Origin of the sequence: Proteus sp. G2673, from assembly GCF_009915125.1 — a bacterium.
Lineage (GTDB): Bacteria > Pseudomonadota > Gammaproteobacteria > Enterobacterales > Enterobacteriaceae > Proteus > Proteus penneri.
This window is the reverse complement of sequence record NZ_JAABLT010000010.1, coordinates 72,171-86,836: the sequence shown is the minus strand read 5'-3', so window position 1 is coordinate 86,836 and position 14,666 is coordinate 72,171. Positions and strand designations below refer to the sequence as shown.

Below are 14,666 nucleotides of genomic sequence, written 5' to 3'. Positions count from 1 at the left end.
CTTTTTTACGATAGGACTGATATAGACATGGAAAAATTTCACTTAGAAATGGTTGGGGATAGCGCCCCTGTGCTAGATCGCATAATAGAGGCTTATGGTTTTAGCTCTAAAATAATGCTCGCTCATCATTTAGAAATGGCATCGAGTAGTTTAGCTGGAAGATATAAGAGAAATATTTTTCCCGCTGATTTAGCTGTCAGATGCGTAGCTGAAACTGGCGTCAGTCTTGAGTGGTTAGCGAGAGGTAATGGAAAACCTTTTGATTATGAGAAACTAGACAATTTAAAAATTCCTAACTTTCAACTAAAAAATGGCCAACTCATACCCTCAGACCATATTATGTTTGATAAAGTCATTTTCCCCAATCAAGCTCCTTTACCATCCGAACCGATATCAATCCAAGATGGAAATAGTTACTTCATTATTGATAAAAAATATAACGATGTTTTCGATGGAAAATGGCTCATCGAAATTGATGGAAAAAATAGTATTAGAGAACTGACTAGAATGCCTATGCAACGCGTTAGGGTTTCTGGCATTGGAATGGCTTTTGATTGTGAAATATCTGATATAAAAATTCATGGTCGAGTAATTACTATTATTGAAAACCAATAAGGAATTGATAATGAAATACCTAATGTTAACAATCGGATTGTTATTATCTCTAAATGTATCTGCAAAAATGAGTAACTGCGATATTGCAAAAGAAGCCTTTAGAGATTCAGCTTCATTGATGAGCGATGCTGTTCTTTTTGCTATGAATAGCGACGGAAAACCTGGTGAATATAGTTACTATCACACCTGGTATGAGAACTACTATCCTAAAAAAATTGCTTCCATTAAAGGCAGATATGACTCCTATACAAAAAAAGTGGATAGTAACAACCCAATATTTTTAGGTATTACCTCAATTATTCAGGCTAACAATTTTGCAAAAGCAATGGATTTATATTTAGAAGATAAATCTAATAAAGATAAACTAAAAGAAGCACAAGAATTATATAACTCTATGTATCAGCAATTAGTTAAAGACTGCGGAAAAATTTAATCTCATGTCGATAACAAAACAAGTTGATGGTCGTTGGTTAGTTGAGCTATACCCCAACGGCCGAACTGGTAAGCGAATTAGAAAAATATTCACCACAAAAGGCGAAGCTATCTCATTCGAGCGTTATGTTATTGAGCAAACCGTTGATAAGCCATGGTTAGGTGAAAAAGAAGATAAACGCACACTCTCTGAATTAGTAAACATTTGGTTTGGTGGGCACGGCATCACATTAAAAGATGGTGAAAAACGGAAATCAGCAATGCTTTTTGCTAGTGATGCGATGGGTAAACCATTAGCTACTGAATTTAATGCCCAGTTGTTTTCAGCCTATCGAGAAAAAAGATTAAACGGAAAAATTACTCGAACGGATAGAGTAAAATCCATTTCTCCAAGAACAATTAACCTTGAACTGGCATATTTCAGAGCAATGTTTAATGAGTTAATTAGACTAGGAGAATGGAAAAGCGATAATCCATTAAAGAGCATTCGTGAATTTCGCACTGACGAAACTGAAATGGCTTATTTAACTGATAATCAAATATTAGACTTATTAGATTCTTGTCAAAAAAGCCAAGCTGATGACCTTTTGATTATAGTAAAAATAGCGCTATCAACAGGTGCAAGATGGTCAGAAGCTGAAAACCTTACTATGTCACAAATAACACCCTATAAAATTACATTCACTAAAACTAAAGGAAAAAGGAATAGAACCGTTCCTATTTCGGAAGAACTCTACAATGAGATACTGGAATGTAGAAAAAAACAAAAAGGTAAATCCAAATTATTCACCCCTTGTTATTCAGCATTTAGGACAGCAATCAAAAGAGCAAAAATAACACTTCCCGATAGCCAATCGTCTCACGTTCTACGCCACACTTTTGCATCTCACTTCATGATGTCAGGTGGTAATATTTTAGTGCTACAACGAATCCTTGGCCACACTGACATAAAAATGACAATGAGATACTCTCACTTTGCTCCCGAGCATTTAAATGATGCAGTGTTATTCAACCCCCTACAAAAAATAAAGTGGCGACAAAATGGCGACACAAAACCCCAATAACCGATCTATAACGTTCTATTTCGTTTTATAACTAATTGTATTTATTGCATCTTGTTGTTTTTAAAGACTATATTAAGCTACTCATAATCGCTTGGTCACTGGTTCAAGTCCAGTAGGGGCCACCAAATTTTAGCTGTTAAATCAGCGCATTAAGCCACTTCTTAGCAAGTGGCTTTTTTGTTTTTATGGGCGAAGCTGAGTGTTGCGCTATTTTTCTAATTATTCGCTATAACCTTCTATAAAAACCTACTCCACATTTTGATATCACTCATCCATCTTTGTTGTTCAATATCCTCAATATCAATTCATATAGAATGATAGTTGTATTTAAGGTGTCTGTATCGAATTCACTCTTTACAAGAAAAGTGATAGATCTTTTAATATTTATACTTTTATAACTATATTAGAGTATCTTAATTGGAATATTTAAATTAGAATACTTAAATTAGAATATCTTAATCTTTTTTCGATTTATTTAACTCTGAGGTGATAAAGCAAAATGCTAAATAACAGTAGAAATAAATCACTTTTTTTATCAATTTTAAATTTTCATGAATTTATTTTAGATAAAATAATCGAATTTTTAGTTATAGATAATATCTAATAATTCCTAGCATCATAAAAAACTTCAATTTAAAACAATCATAAAAAGAAAGTTTTATAAAAAATTAATTATTAAATTAACTTAACTTTGACCCAAAACAAATCTCACTTACTACTTTATAGTGTAAATAATTAAAATAAAAAAAATAAACTTATTTTTTTACAAAAATAAACCACAAGTTAATTGTGTATTATTTATAATAATTGCTTATTATTATTTATTTATAAAAAACAAATAAAACGAGTATTTTAATATTTTAAAGAAACGCAACCACATGTTATATTTATAAAATATAAAAAAACATACTTATACGACAATCTAATAGAGAATAACTATTAATGACTTAAATAAAAAAACAATAAATTAATATACACTTATTAGGTGTTTTGTTTTTGATGAAATATTACAATCACCACTTTTCGGTGTCTTGATTTTATAAAACATCTCGAGTAAATTATTTAGTCGAGAACATAATGAAATAAATTATTTTATTATGCTCATTAAAAATGACGACTAGGTAATTAATAAAATTATATGAATAGGTAAATAAACCATGTGATTACTGTAACAAATGTGATATTAGACTTTTTTCATAAAAGTAGTCGAAAAAGAAATAAATAGAGTTTATAAAAACACGATCAATGGATTAATGACTGTTAAAAAACTGGCTTAGTTATTAAATGTTTCCAAACAACAAATATCTAGATATGAATGCGATATTTGTAATATTACAGCCGACACACTCGTTATTATACTTGATATCCTAAACGTCTCTATTAATGAATTTATCAAAAATGTAAATTTAAACACTTTTGATAATAAAATACCTGAAACCAAGAATTTCTTTAATACTTCTATTTTAATGAATAATTAATAAATATTGCATAATAAATGATTTTTATTTTCACATTAAGCTAAAAATTTATTTCATTAGTTTTTCCCTAATGAGTAAACATAATATTCCTTTATTTAAAATAAAAAGGAACATTATGTTTATCTTATTATGGAAATAAGATACCTATGTCCATCATTTTTAAAAGTGCTCATCCGTTAGAGTCAATAAGATGTTACTTATATTATAGAGGAAAAGTATGAAAAAGGTTATTGTTGCTACTTTAATTACTACTGCCGTAGCTTTAAGCTCATCAGCATTTGCTGCTGGTGGACAAGGTCAAGGTTCTGGTCAAGTGAAGTTCCACGGCTATATTATTGATGCTCCATGCTCAATAGAATCAGAAAACCCAATCGAAGTTGATTTCGGCCAAATATCTCGTAAGGCACTAGCCGCTAATAGTAACACTGGTGAAAGTCATGTTAAAACATTTAGCATTGAATTAGCTGACTGTGATATCTCTGACTTAACTGATAAACAAGTTACTACTACATTTAGCTTCACTGATGCTGGTCAAGATACCAACTTAATTGGATTTGATGGCAAAGAAGGAATGGGTGCTGGTATTGCAATTGTTTCTGGTGGCAGCAAAGTAGTGAACAACGTTGCCACTAAACCACACCAATTAAGTACTGGTCCTAACACTCTACAATTCGCTTCTTATGTGAAAGGTCTTGGTGGTACAGGTGATGAGGCTATTAAAGTCGGTGAATTCTACGCAACCGCTAACTTTACTTTAGCATACCAATAAGAAATAGCAGGTCAGTTTTATTAATATAAAACTGACCTGTTCTACTAATTGGAACTATTAATGAAAAAATTGATATCTCTTTTATCATTATTATTAGTCACTTCATATACGTATTCGTCTACAGAACAAGGACATGGTCGAGTTGATATGAGGGGAACTATAGTTGAAACACCTTGCTTAATTGATACGGGAAGTGCAGATCAATCAATAGATTTAGGTATTATTCCTATTTCATATATGTCCCAATATGGTTCATCTCCAGAAAAAGCGTTTTCAATTAAATTGATAGATTGCCAGTTGGTGTCAACAGCAAAAGAAAACTTTCAATGGGAAAGTTTCGATGTAACTTTTGATGGAGCTAATAATGGTAATTATTATACCGTCAATGGAGACGCAAGAGGCGTTGTTTTACAAATAAAAGATACCAGTGAGCAGTTAGCTATACCAGGGAAGAGTATGGATAAAATACAAATCTCACCTGGGGATATGTTTTTAAATTATAAATTAAGACTTATTGCTGATGGCTCTGATATAAGAGCAGGTGATTTTCATACTATTATTATTTATAGAATCAGTTATTACTAATTCTAGTTATTCGGATAATCATAATGTTATTATTGAAAATAAAAAATGTATTAGTAAGAAAGCTGATCATAATAAGTGCCTTTTTTATTTTTAATCCGGCTTATTCAAACACATTTGAATTTAGTTCAAATATGTTTAATTTAGAAGATGGCGAAAATATTGATGTCACCCAGTTTTCAAAGTCAGGGTATATTCTACCAGGAACCTACACATTAAAAATTCAGCTTAACCAAAATGTTATTGCTGAACAACCAATCACTTTTTATGCTGATGAATCTCGAGAAACAGGTAGTTCAGTCTGTTTATCACCAGAACAAGTTTCATTATTAGCCCTAAAACCAGAAATATTGAAACAAATCACTTGGCTAAATGATGAAAGTTGCCTTGATTGGAGTTCACTCCCTGGTGCAACTTATACTGGTGATCTTGGTACATTGACATTACATATTAGTATGCCTCAAGCCTATATCGAATATTCAGATGCAACATGGGAGCCAGCTTCACGTTGGGATGAAGGTATCTCTGGACTTATATTTGACTACAATATAAATGCTAAAACAAATAGACCTCATAAGTCAGGAAATAATACATATTCATTAAATAGTAATGGTGTTACTGGTATTAACTTAGGTGTTTGGCGTGTTCGTGGTGATTGGCAAGGACGTTTAAACCATGGTACAGGATCTGAAGAGACTGTAAATACAGATTTTAAGTGGAGCCGATTTTATGCTTATCGCGCAATTTCCCAGCTAAAAGCTAAATTAACGTTGGGAGAAGTTTATTTAGAATCTGATCTATTTGATACATTTAGATTTATTGGTGCGGTATTAGGTTCTGACTTATCTATGTTACCACCAAATTTACGTGGATATGCTCCAGAGGTTAATGGTGTCGCACAGACCAGTGCTCAAGTCATTATTTCGCAACAAGGACGAATTATTTATCAGACCCAAGTTGCCGCCGGACCTTTTAGCATTCAAGATTTAAGTAGTGCAGTTAGTGGTACTTTAGACGTTAGAGTTGAAGAGCAAGATGGACGTGTTCAAGAATATCAAGTTAATACTGCGACAATCCCTTATCTAACTCGTCCTGGACAAGTGAGATATAAAGTCGCTTTTGGACGCCCAGCAGATATGGATCACCGAGTTAATGGGGATGTGTTTGCCACAGGTGAGTTCTCATGGGGTGTAACAAACGGTTGGTCACTATTTGCAGGTAGTATTAATAGCCAAAATTATAATGCGTTTTCTGCTGGTTTTGGACGTGATTTACTTATATTTGGTGCACTGTCGTTTGATGTAACTCAATCTATTGCTAAGCTTTATAATGGTGGTAACAAAGATAAGTACCAAGGTCGTTCATATCGAATTAGTTATTCGAAAAGATTTGATGATATAGATAGCCAAATACAATTTGCTGGATACCGTTTTTCTGAACGTGATTTTATGAGTATGTCTCAATTTTTAGATGCTCAACAAAATAATGGTATTCGGGAAAATCACCAAAAAGAATTATATACCGTTACACTAAGTAAAAACTTTAGAGATTATCGACTTTCAACAGGTTTAAATTATCGTTACCAAACATATTGGAATCAGCCTGACCAAAACCGTTATGATTTCACTGCAATAAAATATTTTGACATCGGTAATTATAAAAATTTATCTTTATCATTAAGTCTCTTTAGAAATAAAAGTAATTGGGGTAATGACCAAGGTGCTTATGTAAGTATGACCATGCCTTGGGGAACTGGTGGTAATTTAAGTTACAGTTCAAACATTGATAATGATAATAATATTTCAAATAGCGTTGGTTTCTTCAATCGTGTTGATGATAATACTTCATATAGAATAAGTGCGGGTAATCAACGTAAAGGTGGTCTTGCTAACGCTTATATTTATCATGAAACGAATAATGCCACGTTAAGCGGGACAGCTGCTTATGTTCATAATCAATATACTGCATTTGGTTTGAATGTGCAGGGTGGTTTGACTATGACAATGAATGGTGGGGCCATACATAGAAGTAGTTTACCTGGTGGTACACGTCTGTTAGTTGATACCGATGGTGTTGAAAATATTCCTGTTCAAGGATATAGCACTCCTGTCTATACAAATGCTTTCGGCAAAGCTGTTTTACCTGAAGTGAATAGTTATTATAAAAATAAAATTAAAATTGATATTAATAACCTTCCTGAGGATGCCGAGGTTAATGACAACGTATTATTAGCAACGTTGACTGAAGGTGCTATTGGTTATCGTAAATTTGAAGTTAATTCAGGTATGAAATTAATGGTTGTTATTAGGTTAAATGATGGCAGTTATCCTCCTTTTGCAGCTCAAATAACGAATTCGAAAGATAGAAATACTGGCATAGTAGGTGAATTTGGTAATGCTTATATAACAGGTATTAATCCAAATGAATCAATGACTGTTAGCTGGGGTGGAAATAAAAAATGCCAAATTAATTTCCCTGATAAAATAGAAAACAATGGCCAATCTTTAATACTAGTATGTTCCAATGTTAATGAATAAAAATTTAATTCTAATAGAGCTGACGTTATGACTATTCTAAATAAAAATTTTTGTATCGGGTTATTATGTGTTATTTCCACGAGTGCACAAGCAGCACTTTCCTTAGACCGCACAAGAGTGATATTTGAAGGAGATAAAAAATCTGTTTCTTTGAATGTTGCAAATACAAGTGAAAAACTACCTTATCTTGCTCAAGCGTGGATTGAAAATGATAAGGGCGTTAAAATCCAGTCACCATTTGTTGTTGTTCCTCCTGTACAGCGAGTTGAACCTGGAAAACCGACACAAGTTAAAATAGAAGCTATTAATGTCTTACAAACATTACCACAAGACAGAGAAAGTGTATTTTATTTTAATCTAAGAGAGATTCCACCTAAGAGTGAAAAAGCTAATGTTTTACAACTTGCGTTACAAACTAAAATTAAGCTTTTCTATAGACCAGAAAAGTTAATTATGAGTGGAACGGATATTATTAATAATCCATGGCAAGAAAAGGTAGTGCTACAAGAAAATAGTAGTAACTACACTGTTGAAAATCCAACGCCATATTATGTTACTATTGTTAATATGGCAAAGGATGAAAAAAGTAAAACAGATCCTAATTTCAATCCAATTATGTTAGCGCCATTTGGTAAAGATACTATAAATGTTAATCCATCAGTATTAGGTTCTAAACCTGTGATTACGTATATTAATGATTATGGTGGACGTTCTCAGGTATCTTTTTCTTGTGTAAGCAATAAATGCGCTGTAAAAGAAAAAGGCTAATGATGAAACTATCAAATTTTATTTTGTATAAAGTTGTTGGATTAGTTGTTTTCTCTTTATCTTTAAATGCAATGGCACAAAAAGATTCCAATCAAACACTATTCCGACCGTACACTAGTACTGAAGGTATTGATGGTGCTAAAGGGCAACTTTATGTTTATGGTTCTCTTGTTGAAAGTCCTTGCAAGTTGGCAATGACATCTAAATATCAAGAAATTGATTTAGGTATTATTGGTACTGCTGAACTTCAAAATATTGGGAAAGTCGATAAATCAATACCTTTTTCTATTGAACTAATAGATTGTATTAGAACACCAGCAAGTGCAATAAATAAAAAGTTAGATACTTCTTTTTGGAGTCATATACAACCATCTGTTAAAATAAATTTTTATGCCAAAACAGTTCCTTTTTACCCTAATCTAATTTCTGTTACTGGCGCAGAAGGTTTTGGTTTAGCTATTCTCGATAAAGATAAGAAAACAATATCGTTGAATGAATATACGACACCTGAGATTTTGCAGCCTGGGCAAAATATTTTGACTTATAATTTAGCACCTGTACGAATTTCTCAAGATTTAAAAGCGAGCAACTATACAGCGATTATTTACTTTTTACTATCTTATGAATAGAGATATTTATTATGAAAATGATAAAAGAAATAATTTTAATAATATTTGCTCTTATATTTATACCTAATATTTCCTATTCTGCTTCTTCAGGAAATAATCAGACTAATATCTATATTCATGGTTCAATATTAAACGCTCCTTGTAAAATAAGAAATAAGATTATAAATGTAGAATTTGGCGATATTATTGGCAAATATCTTTATATACACGATAGAACACGTAGTATCCCTTTTTCTATTGAATTAGATGATTGTAAAACTGATATAGCCAATTCTGTTATTGTTACTTTTACTGGAAAGTCTTCTTCCGGTGAGGGGTTAGGTGGTTTTCTTGCATTAGATAGCAGTAGTGTCGCCTCTGGAGTAGGGATTGGGATAGAAACAGATAATGGAAAATTTTTACCCCTAAATCAAAGCACAAAGGCTATGAATTTAATTAGTGGCTATAACGCTTTAGCTTTTAAAGCCTTTGTTAAAGGTGATGATAGAGTATTAAGGAATAAGTCACTAGGTTTTGGTGAGTTTTTGGCGACAGCTACATTCGAATTGGAATATCCATAAGGTCATATATTATGAGAAAGTTATTTGTATTTCTATTATTTTTCCCTATGCTATCTTTTGCTAATAATGCTTGGTATGTAAGTATTCCTAAATATAGAATTAATCCAAGTGCTCCACAAGGTAAACAGTTCGAATATACTTCAGTTTTATATTTAAGTGAAGAGGGTTTAAAATCGAAAGAACCCTTAAATGCTAATTGTTTGAACGGGTGTTGGGTAGGCATAAACACGCAGACTTTATCTCGTGGTCCTGATGATTTACGTTATCTTGATTCAGAACAAGAAAATATTTATTTTAAAGGTACAACTGTTGGTGACGCTTTAACTGCAATGTATGAGCGTTTGGGCTCCTACTATTATGTAAATCAAGCAACAGCACCAAATAGAACAAGCGAGGGTATCACATGGTGTGGAGCAATTGGTATATCTACATCAGGTATTAATATGTCATATAAAATAATGTCAGGGGGCGAGTGCAGTAGTCTACCTAATCCGCCTGATGTAGAATGTTCTTTAGAAACCGCTGGTATTGATTTGGATCACCGCGAACTCGTTGTAGATGAAGTTGCAGGAAATACTGTGTCTGGTGATTTTATCGTTCGCTGCAACCAAAACGCTGAGATGTATTTATCGTTAATGAGTCCTAATGAAGAAAATAGTAATCCTAATATAGGTACTAGAGTAAGATTAAGAGAAAATGAACTATATAGCATACTCACTATTAATGATAAACCAGCTGTAAATAGGACTCTGTTTAATCTATCTGCTAATGATAACAGATTTACGGTTACATCCACTCTTTTCACTCCTACAGGTCAAGTAGAGCCTGGACCATTCTCAGCTTTTGCTTTTGTTGTTATGTCGTATGTATAAAAAATTTTTATACATTTCATCTCGAGTGAGTTGTTGTGTAAAAGTTAAAAGAATTCTTTACTCGCACTCATCAAGGCAAATTCGTAATACGCGCTTTTTTATCTGATATACCGTATATTTTTATTCCTCACTATCAACTGATTATCTAGACTGATACAACAAAAAAGAAAAATACGCTTAAAAAAATAAAGCTCACTCTAATATCTCGATTAAAGTGAGCTTATTTTACATATAATATTAAGTGACTAATTTAACTTATTAGTCTTATTCTTTAACCTTAAAGATCGACACTTTATCAGTTAAGTTTTGTGCTTTTTCATCTAAAATCATTGTTGAAGTTGCACCTTGTTCAACTAAGGTCGCATTTTGCTGAACAACAGAATCCATTTGGTTAATAGCTACTGCGATCTGTTCAATACCCACTTTTTGCTCTTCTGATGCAATACTAATACCTTGCATGATATCGCTAACTTTAGTAATAGAAGAGACGATATCCTGCATATGCTCGCCAGTTCTATTTACTAATTCTCTACCATAAGCCACATCCGCAACGGATTCTCTGATAATTTGGTTAATTTCACGTGCAGCATCTGCACTTCTCGCTGCTAAATTTCTCACTTCTGTTGCAACAACCGTAAATCCACGGCCTTGCTCACCAGCACGTGCAGCTTCAACGGCGGCATTTAATGCCAGAATATTAGTTTGGCTTGCTATGTTATTAACCACATCATTGATTTCAGCGACTTTTAATGTTCCTACCTCAATTTTCTTCATTGAGTTAATCGCATCATTCATAATGTTAGAACCATCAATTGCTAAATCGCGGGTTTCTGCGGTAATCGAGTTTGCTAAAATCGCATTATCAGTATTATTTACTACTGCAATTTTTATCTCTTCCATACTTGCTGCTGTTTGTTGCAGAGCACTTGCTTGCTCTTCAGTACGTGAAGAGAGATCTTGGTTGCCAGACGCAATTTCTGCTGAACCTTTTTTGATCTCTAGTGCTTCTTCTTTAACAAGTTGAATAGTCGATGTTAGTGCAGTTTGCATGTCACCCACATTAGAGAACAAGGTGCCAAACTCATCATTTCGTTTCTTAGGTAGCGTAAAACTTAAATCTCCCTCTCCCACTTTCTGCAAAATGGCTGATAATGTATTCAAATTAAAGATAAACGTTTTATTGACCCAACGGATGACAATATAAAGAAGAACAAGAATGATCCCCAGTGCAATAATCGTTGTGTAAAGTGACAACTGTACCATCCAAACTTGCTGCGCTTTAATGTCATCATTCACACCTTTAGTGATAATAAGATATTCATCAAAGAGATCAGATAAGCGATTAAAATCATTGGAGAGGTTTGATTCTGTGTAATCTAGCGTATCGATAGGTGCAATCAGCTCATCGAGAAGATAATAGAATAGCACTGATAATTGTTCTGAATTACGTTGAGCATCAGGACTTATCTTCTTCACGCCTACCCAATGTGTAATCGTTGCTTTTGATTTTGTCGCCAGCTCTTTTGCTTCAGTAACAAGTGATTTAATTGTTTCTTGCTTATTCACATCCGTCATTGTTTTCAACAACATCAGGTAGTTGACGTGAGAACGAATGGTCGCTAATTCATACCTTGCTTCTTGTACACTATTCAATCTGGTATTCAAGGAATCCAATGATGCAAAGTTTTCTTGCATTCTATAAATAAAAAACGACGACAATACAGATGATAATAAGAAAAGAACTAATAGTATGATAGAACCTACTTTAGCTGATCTTTCAATACTCATGAAATAATCTACCCCGGCAATAAAATATTACAAATGTACTCATTTATCGGCACGAAATAGATTTTATTTACTCATTAATCAGAATTATCAATACAAACACTTATTACAATTCTCAATCCATGATATCCATTGGTTTTTTACTCTGTTTTTAAACAGTTAACGAAAATAATATACCACAATGAAATAGTATTTCAGTGTTATTAGTTAGTAGGCAACTAAATTTTGACTTTAATTAAAACTAAAAATAAGTCAAAAATTTAAACGCAGAAAAAAACAATAAACATTGAATACTCTATAAATATAAAAGCGATAAATTAATATTTTTTAATAATACTAATCCATCAATAATTAATATCTACATTTAAAATAATCAGCGATTTGTTTTATAAGATATCTTTTTTATTAGTTACATAAATAATTTGTACTTGTACACATAAAAATTAGTGATTTTGAATAACCAATAGACACGCTGTCTCATTTTGAGAACAGTGATATAATAAGTTTAATGAACTTAAAAACTCTGATGATTTACGGAGCCTTACCCTGTATGCAACCCCAATTTGAAAACGCGAAAAACACCGTAAAAACGTTATCAGTGTTTGATTTTGATGGCACGCTAACCTATCACGACAGTTTTATCCCTTTTCTAAAATTCGCCTTTGGCAAACGTAAATTCTCACGCCGTTTGATTAAAATGGTATTACCAACATTACGTTGTTTTAGACGCAAACTCACGCGCGATGAGTTAAAAGAAGTGTTGATTAAAACCTTCCTAACCAATATTGATGAGCAATGGTTAAAAGAAAAAGCAGAAGAATTTTGCAAGCTTTACTGGAGCAAATTAATGCGTCCTACAGGCTTATTAGCTGTTGCTGAAGAAGTGAAGAATAATGCTGAAGTGACGATTTGCTCTGCATCACCTGCAATGGTATTACAGCCATTTGCTGACCGCTTAGGCATTAAATTAATTGGTACAACACTTGAAGTGGTTGAAGGTGTATTAACAGGTAAAATTATTGGTAATAACTGTCGTTGTGGTGAAAAAATCAAACGATTAGAAAATATTTATGGGGATTTGACACAATATCATTTAAGAGCTTGGGGAGACTCTCGTGGCGATCATGAATTGCTTTTTGCCGCACAAGATCCTCATTGGCGTCACTTTCATACAGATCGTCGTAAAACTAAAAATTCGCCAATCAAAATTACGACAAAAAAAGAGTCATAATAACTTACTCTTTTCTTATCAACACAAACCATAGCCCCCGCAAAAGCGAGGGCTATATGATAGAGTCTTAGATATTTACGCCGTGCTGTGATGCTAACGCACTTAAACCACCCGCAAAACCTTGACCAACTGCTTTGAATTTCCACTCTGTACCATGGCGATATAACTCACCAAAGATCATTGCAGTTTCTGTTGATGCATCTTCAGAAAGATCAAAACGTGCAATTTCAGTGTTATTGTCGTTGTTATAAACGCGCATAAAACTGTTGCTAACCATACCAAAGTTTTGTTTACGGTTTTCTGCATCATAAATAGTAACCGCGAATACTAGTTTTTTCACTTCAGCAGGGACTTTTGATAAAGTGATTTTGATTTGCTCATCATCACCGTCGCCTTCCCCAGTACGGTTATCTCCTTGGTGTTCAACGCTTCCACATTGACTCACTTTGTTATTAAAGAAGATAAAACTGGCGTCTGAAAGTACTTTTCCATCTTCACCTACCATGAATACTGACGCATCTAAGTCAAACTCTGCGCCATCTGTCACACGGGCATCCCATCCTAGACCAACCATAGCAACCGACATTGTTGGTGCTTCTTTAGTCAGAGAAACATTACCACCTTTAACGAGGGAAACTGCCATATCAAAGCTCCTACTTTATTGAATAAACTGGCAATCACATCTTATGACTACCAGTGTAGTTAGTATTTTATCGATCCGCTATCAAGAGGCATTAATACCGTATTGAGCACAAACTGAACCTAAGCCCCCTGCATAACCTTGACCTACAGCACGGAATTTCCACTCTGTACCATGGCGATATAACTCACCAAATAACATTGCAGTTTCCGTTGAGGCATCTTCCGTTAAGTCATAACGAGCCACTTCGATTTGGTTGTCATCATTAACTAAACGAATAAATGCACCTGATACTTGGCCAAAGCTTTGGCGACGTGCTTGCGCATCATGGATAGTGACAACGAAGATAACCTTATCGACATCATTTGGGATCATGTCTAATTTGATTTTCAGCGCTTCATCATCACCATCGCCTTCACCTGTGCGGTTATCGCCAGTATGAACAACAGAACCATCAGCAGATCTTAAATTGTTATAAAAAATGAAATCGGCATCGCTACGCACTTTTCCATTTGCAGCTAACAAAAATACAGATGCATCTAAGTCAAAATCTTGACCATCTGTAGAACGGGCATCCCAACCAAGTCCGACAAGGACGTTTTTCATCGTTGGGGCTGCTTTGCTCAGAGAGACATTACCACCTTTAGAAAGAGAAACGCTCATTTTATAACCTCTTTAGTTTTGTTTTTAATATTCTGATTTCT

14 protein-coding genes and 1 pseudogene are annotated in these 14,666 nt (G+C 33.5%); 12 read left to right on the top strand and 3 right to left on the bottom strand.

Annotation, left to right across the window (positions count from 1 at the left end):
• Window positions 1–27 precede the first annotated feature (27 nt).
• The 11 genes and pseudogenes from GWI59_RS05660 (at window position 28) to GWI59_RS05610 (ending at window position 10,306) form a co-directional block, all read left to right on the top strand.
• Window positions 28–615: a phage repressor protein CI gene (locus GWI59_RS05660; protein WP_161724192.1), complete on the top strand. Its 588-nt coding sequence runs from the start codon at window positions 28–30 to the stop codon at window positions 613–615.
• A gap of 10 nt (window positions 616–625) precedes the next feature.
• Window positions 626–1,048, top strand: coding sequence for a hypothetical protein (locus GWI59_RS05655; protein ID WP_161724190.1), 423 nt, complete (start codon window positions 626–628; stop codon window positions 1,046–1,048).
• A gap of 4 nt (window positions 1,049–1,052) precedes the next feature.
• Window positions 1,053–2,111, top strand: coding sequence for a phage integrase (locus GWI59_RS05650; protein WP_161724188.1), 1,059 nt, complete (start codon window positions 1,053–1,055; stop codon window positions 2,109–2,111).
• A gap of 1,292 nt (window positions 2,112–3,403) precedes the next feature.
• Window positions 3,404–3,589: pseudogene (locus tag GWI59_RS17665) on the top strand (helix-turn-helix domain-containing protein); the annotation flags it as partial.
• A gap of 217 nt (window positions 3,590–3,806) precedes the next feature.
• On the top strand, window positions 3,807–4,358 hold the full coding sequence (locus tag GWI59_RS05640; protein ID WP_115065612.1) for a fimbrial protein: 552 nt from the start codon (window positions 3,807–3,809) through the stop codon (window positions 4,356–4,358).
• A gap of 60 nt (window positions 4,359–4,418) precedes the next feature.
• Window positions 4,419–4,943 carry a fimbrial protein gene (locus tag GWI59_RS05635; RefSeq protein ID WP_161671147.1) on the top strand — a complete coding sequence of 175 codons (525 nt, stop codon included), beginning with the start codon at window positions 4,419–4,421 and terminating at the stop codon, window positions 4,941–4,943.
• A 23-nt stretch (window positions 4,944–4,966) separates the two neighbouring features.
• Window positions 4,967–7,477 carry an outer membrane usher protein gene (locus GWI59_RS05630; RefSeq protein WP_161706337.1) on the top strand — a complete coding sequence of 837 codons (2,511 nt, stop codon included), beginning with the start codon at window positions 4,967–4,969 and terminating at the stop codon, window positions 7,475–7,477.
• Between the two features lie 27 nt (window positions 7,478–7,504).
• The gene (locus GWI59_RS05625) at window positions 7,505–8,245 is read left to right on the top strand and encodes a fimbria/pilus periplasmic chaperone (protein WP_161724186.1); all 741 of its coding nucleotides are present in this window, start codon (window positions 7,505–7,507) and stop codon (window positions 8,243–8,245) included.
• A complete protein-coding gene (locus GWI59_RS05620) occupies window positions 8,245–8,874 on the top strand; it encodes a fimbrial protein (protein WP_161706338.1) in 630 nt (209 codons plus the stop codon). Before GWI59_RS05625 ends, GWI59_RS05620 begins: the two co-directional genes overlap by 1 nt.
• A gap of 11 nt (window positions 8,875–8,885) precedes the next feature.
• Window positions 8,886–9,434, top strand: a complete 549-nt coding sequence (locus GWI59_RS05615; protein WP_109848081.1) for a fimbrial protein — start codon at window positions 8,886–8,888, stop codon at window positions 9,432–9,434.
• Between the two features lie 11 nt (window positions 9,435–9,445).
• Window positions 9,446–10,306 (top strand): MrpH family fimbial adhesin, encoded by an 861-nt coding sequence (locus GWI59_RS05610; RefSeq protein WP_109848080.1) that lies wholly within the window; start codon window positions 9,446–9,448, stop codon window positions 10,304–10,306.
• Between the two features lie 264 nt (window positions 10,307–10,570).
• On the opposite strand, the gene GWI59_RS05605 is transcribed toward GWI59_RS05610, so the two are convergent.
• Window positions 10,571–12,094, bottom strand: a complete 1,524-nt coding sequence (locus GWI59_RS05605; protein WP_109848079.1) for a methyl-accepting chemotaxis protein — start codon at window positions 12,092–12,094, stop codon at window positions 10,571–10,573.
• Between the two features lie 547 nt (window positions 12,095–12,641).
• Here GWI59_RS05605 and GWI59_RS05600 point away from each other — a divergent pair.
• The gene (locus GWI59_RS05600) at window positions 12,642–13,322 is read left to right on the top strand and encodes an HAD family hydrolase (RefSeq protein WP_109399996.1); all 681 of its coding nucleotides are present in this window, start codon (window positions 12,642–12,644) and stop codon (window positions 13,320–13,322) included.
• A gap of 67 nt (window positions 13,323–13,389) precedes the next feature.
• Here the strand turns inward: GWI59_RS05600 and GWI59_RS05595 are convergent, their stop codons facing one another.
• Both GWI59_RS05595 and GWI59_RS05590 read right to left on the bottom strand, forming a co-directional pair.
• Window positions 13,390–13,965: a TerD family protein gene (locus GWI59_RS05595; RefSeq protein ID WP_006536042.1), complete on the bottom strand. Its 576-nt coding sequence runs from the start codon at window positions 13,963–13,965 to the stop codon at window positions 13,390–13,392.
• Between the two features lie 81 nt (window positions 13,966–14,046).
• Window positions 14,047–14,625, bottom strand: coding sequence for a TerD family protein (locus tag GWI59_RS05590; protein WP_006536043.1), 579 nt, complete (start codon window positions 14,623–14,625; stop codon window positions 14,047–14,049).
• Window positions 14,626–14,666: the final 41 nt, after the last annotated feature.

Bases quoted from the DNA above. Each gene is read 5' to 3' on its own strand.
- GWI59_RS05630 (WP_161706337.1), top strand. From the start codon at position 4,967: ATGTTATTATTGAAAATAAAAAATGTATTAGTAAGAAAGCTGATCATA.
- GWI59_RS05600 (WP_109399996.1), top strand. From the start codon at position 12,642: ATGCAACCCCAATTTGAAAACGCGAAAAACACCGTAAAAACGTTATCA.
- GWI59_RS05660 (WP_161724192.1), top strand. From the start codon at position 28: ATGGAAAAATTTCACTTAGAAATGGTTGGGGATAGCGCCCCTGTGCTA.
- GWI59_RS05650 (WP_161724188.1), top strand. From the start codon at position 1,053: ATGTCGATAACAAAACAAGTTGATGGTCGTTGGTTAGTTGAGCTATAC.
- GWI59_RS05605 (WP_109848079.1), bottom strand. From the start codon at position 12,094: ATGAGTATTGAAAGATCAGCTAAAGTAGGTTCTATCATACTATTAGTT.
- GWI59_RS05655 (WP_161724190.1), top strand. From the start codon at position 626: ATGAAATACCTAATGTTAACAATCGGATTGTTATTATCTCTAAATGTA.
- GWI59_RS05610 (WP_109848080.1), top strand. From the start codon at position 9,446: ATGAGAAAGTTATTTGTATTTCTATTATTTTTCCCTATGCTATCTTTT.
- GWI59_RS05625 (WP_161724186.1), top strand. From the start codon at position 7,505: ATGACTATTCTAAATAAAAATTTTTGTATCGGGTTATTATGTGTTATT.
- GWI59_RS05595 (WP_006536042.1), bottom strand. From the start codon at position 13,965: ATGGCAGTTTCCCTCGTTAAAGGTGGTAATGTTTCTCTGACTAAAGAA.
- GWI59_RS05615 (WP_109848081.1), top strand. From the start codon at position 8,886: ATGAAAATGATAAAAGAAATAATTTTAATAATATTTGCTCTTATATTT.
- GWI59_RS05590 (WP_006536043.1), bottom strand. From the start codon at position 14,625: ATGAGCGTTTCTCTTTCTAAAGGTGGTAATGTCTCTCTGAGCAAAGCA.
- GWI59_RS05635 (WP_161671147.1), top strand. From the start codon at position 4,419: ATGAAAAAATTGATATCTCTTTTATCATTATTATTAGTCACTTCATAT.
- GWI59_RS05640 (WP_115065612.1), top strand. From the start codon at position 3,807: ATGAAAAAGGTTATTGTTGCTACTTTAATTACTACTGCCGTAGCTTTA.
- GWI59_RS05620 (WP_161706338.1), top strand. From the start codon at position 8,245: ATGATGAAACTATCAAATTTTATTTTGTATAAAGTTGTTGGATTAGTT.